This is a genomic window from Streptomyces alkaliphilus (assembly GCF_014141535.1).
In the GTDB taxonomy this organism is placed as follows: Bacteria; Actinomycetota; Actinomycetes; order Streptomycetales; family Streptomycetaceae; genus Streptomyces; species Streptomyces alkaliphilus.
Map to the genome: position 1 here is coordinate 1 of NZ_VKHT01000714.1, position 2,766 is coordinate 2,766.

Consider the following 2,766-nt stretch of genomic DNA (forward strand, 5'->3'; position numbering starts at 1 on the left):
GCCCTCAGGGGTGGGAGTCGAGCAGGAGGACCGAGGGGACCTCGGTGGGGAAGGCGAGTCGCAGCAGGCCGTAGCCGATACCGGCCAGGCCGCTGAGCAGCCCGGGGGAGGGGACGTGGTCGGGGGTGCCGCAGCGGTGGCCGTGGCGCTCGACGCGTCCGAGCAGTTCCCCGGTCCGGGCACGCAGCGCGTCCCCGGCCCTCTCGTCCCCGCGGGCGGCGAGGACCGAGAGGGCCTCCAGGACCCCCATGGCCCCGTGGCGCGGGCTCAGGTCTGCGGGGAGCGGGGAGGAGCCCAACAGCGTCGCGCACCGGTCGAGGTCACCGGCCCCGTCCTCCGGCAGCGCGTCGGCCGCGGCCATCACGGTGCCCGGGAGCCCGTCGTACCAGGTGAGGTCCCGGGGACGAACCAGGGAGCGGGCCAGGGCGGTCCGCAGGGAGGCGGCGGCGTCCTCGCGGAGGGCCGCGCCCCCGCCGCCGGGAATGCCGGCGTACCGCAGCAGCGCCCACGCGGTGCCCGCCGCGCCCCGGGCGAACCCCGAACCCCCCGAACCGGGGTCGGAGCCGGCTCCGGACGCCAGGCGGGCCGCGAGGGAGTCCGCCAGCCGGGCGGACCCCGGGAACCCGGTGGACCCCCACACCGCGAGGGTGGACGCCAGGGCTCCGGCCAGGCCGTCGGCCACATCCCCCGGACCGCCCTCACCCGCCGCGGACAGTGCGGCGATCTCCAGGGCCGCCAACGAGTCGGAAAGGCAGTCGACGGGCTCCTCGCCGAGCAGCGGCCCCAGGCGGGCGACCGTGTAGGCGATGCCGCCCAGGCCGTTCAGGGCACCGGGGCCGACCGCGTCGCTCAGCGCGGGATCGGCGACCATCGCGGACATCAGACCGGACAGCGAGTCCACCACCCGCCGCGCCGGCGAGAGGTAGCGGGGAGCGCCCGTCAGGGCGCCGATCTGGGCGAGGAACAACGCCACGCCGCAGTACCCCTGGGCCAGGCCCGCGCCCATGGGCAGCACCGCCCAGTGCTCGTCGGTGACCCGCTCCAGTCCCAACCAGTTGACCCGATCGTCACCGTGCAGGGCGCGGGCGGCGATCTCGTCCGCGATGCCGCAGGCCGCGCTCAGCAGCCGGGACGCCTCCGGCGCCACCGGGGGAGCCGGCTGGGGAACGAGAACCGAACGGCGGCGCGCTGCCCCGGCTCCGGCCGTGTTGGCCGTCGTGACGGCGAGGGTGGCCGAGATGACCCACTCCTGTTGGTGGCGGTCCACCTCCCCCATGCCGGTGACCTTCCCCCTCGCGGCATCGAGACCGGAGACCGGCAGCGCCCCCTCCAACCGGTCGCCGCGCGCGGTCCACACCGTGGTCTCCCGGGGGCGGTGGAAGAAGAGCGGGACGTCCCCCGACCACAGGTCGCGGATCTCCTCCTCGATCAGGCGTTGCCGGGTCGGGTCGTGCGCCGACTCGGTCCACAGGAGGGCGAACACGGAGTCCCGGGCGAGGGCGTCGCCGAGCACGGCCGGGTGGCCCGCCTCCTCCAGGAGCGTGACGTACAGGCGGGTCGATCGGACGATCAACCGGCCGAAGGCCCCCGCCCAACGGGCCGCGGGACCGTTCGGGCCCAGCAGTTCGGTCCGGTGCCCGTCGATCGTGTCGTAGGCACGGCGGAAACCCTCCATCAGCGCGGCGCGGTGATCGGCGTGGCCGGCCGCGCGTCCGTCCAGCAGCGGTCGATTGCGCCCCCGCTCGCAGGCCACCGGCCCCCGGACCACCCGCATCTCGTCCGTCCCGACCCCCACCCAGCGCAGGCCGTCGGCGGGAAACGCCTCGCCGGCGGGACCGCCCAGCGCCGAGATGTCCACGGCGCCGTTCTCCCCGATGAGGAGCTGGGGCAGCAGGCAGGTGCGGTGCACGGAGGAGTTCAGGGCGTCGGCCGCCGGGTCGGGGCCGGCGGTGGACGCGGGTGGCAGACCGGAGTGCAGGAGGGTCTCGGCGTCCACGAGCACCGGCTGGTCCCCGCACGCGATCACGTTCTCGTAGTGCATGTCCGCGCCCTCCAGCGCGTACAGCAGCGCCAACAGCGCGCCCTGGCGACGGTAGAAGCGGTCCACCTCCGTCACCGAGGAGCAGCCCCGGTGCTCGATGTACTCCAACCAGCCGTACCCCGGGCGGGAGAGGGACCTCGCGGTCCGCAACTCCAGGCCGTCCACCCGGCCGTTCAGCCAGTCCACGCACTCGTCCAGCAGCCGGTGCTGGTCCAACGGGCGGGGCTTGTAGACGACCCGGGCGCCCCCGGCGAACCGCAGCACGGCCACCGACCGGTTCCCCTGGTGGGAGTCCCCCCGGTCCATCTCGATGTCGGTCAGGGGGCCCGGGTCCTCACCCCCGAGGAGGGTCTCCACCAGAAGCGGCCGGTCGGCCGCGTACCGAACCAGGAATTCCCTCATGGCCTCCGTGGCGAGGACACAGGACTGCCCGAGCAGGCGGGCCAGCACCGGGTAGCGGGCGAACAGACCGGCCAGTTCCCGGCGGGTTCCGGCGGCGGCGGTGAAGGACGCGAACCGCTCCCTGGAGGTGTTTCCCTCCAGGGCTCCGGCGGCCCGGGCGGCGTGCAGCTCACCCACCAGCGTGCGACCCGCCTGACGGGTCAACCGGGCCCCCAACCGCCGCTCGAAAGCGGCCCGGGCGACGGCCGTCTCCTCCCCGGGCAGGGAGACCCTTCCCACCCCGGCCCAGGCCGCGGCGATCAGGGGACGCACCACGGGAAGGA

At 75.3% G+C, this 2,766-nt stretch carries 1 protein-coding gene; it reads right to left on the minus strand.

The annotated features are described in order from the left end of the window. Window positions 1–4: 4 nt before the first annotated feature. Window positions 5–2,766: type 2 lanthipeptide synthetase LanM family protein (locus FNQ90_RS18825; RefSeq protein WP_182607451.1), on the minus strand; the 2,762-nt coding region annotated here is incomplete at its 5' end.